Genomic DNA, 739 nt, shown 5'->3' on the forward strand with positions numbered 1-739 from the left:
AGCGTGGAGCACGGGCAGGCGCAGATTGTCAGCGGCACGGCAACCGGCGCGAGCGTCGGCGATAAGCTGGTCATCACCCTCGGTTCGAACCAGTACACCACCACCGTTGACGCCAGCGGTAACTGGAGCGTGGGCGTTCCGGCCAGCGTGATTTCCGCGCTGACCGACGGCACCGTGACCCTCAGCGCGACGATTACCGACGGCGCGGGCAACAGCAGCACCCAGACTCACGATGTGGTGGTGAACACCGCCTCCGTGGCGCTGACGGTGAACACCGTTAGCGGTGACGACGTCATCAACGCGGCGGAAGCCGGTTCGTCCCTGGTAATTAACGGCTCCAGCGCCCAGCTCGCCAGCGGGACGCAGGTTACCGTGACGCTGAACGGCAAGAGCTATACGGCCACCATCCAGAGCGACGGCAGCTGGACGACCACCGTTCCGGCCGCAGACGTGGGTGCCCTGGCCGATGGCGCGCGCTATCAGGTGTCCGTGTCGGCGCAGGACAGCGCGGGCAACAGCGCGTCGGCGACGCACGGCATCAGCGTGGATACCACTGCGCCGGTGGTGAGCATTGCGACGCTGTCGGCTGACGACATGCTGAACGCCGCGGAAGCCCAGCTGCCGCTGACCGTGCACGGATCTTCCAGCGCGGAGGCGGGTCAGACCGTTACCGTGACGCTGGGCGGCAAAACCTACACTGCGCTTGTCGGCAGCGACGGCACCTGGACGCTCGACGTTC

1 protein-coding gene is annotated in these 739 nt (G+C 66.8%); it reads left to right on the forward strand.

Annotated elements, in window-relative coordinates; all coding sequences use genetic code 11:
• Nucleotides 1-739, forward strand: a 739-nt coding sequence (locus DOU50_RS00160) for an Ig-like domain-containing protein (RefSeq protein ID WP_148768449.1), incomplete at both ends; no start/stop codon positions are given.

The sequence above is a fragment of the Enterobacter sp. C6 genome (assembly GCF_008122455.1).
Classification (GTDB): Bacteria; Pseudomonadota; Gammaproteobacteria; order Enterobacterales; family Enterobacteriaceae; genus Enterobacter; species Enterobacter pseudoroggenkampii.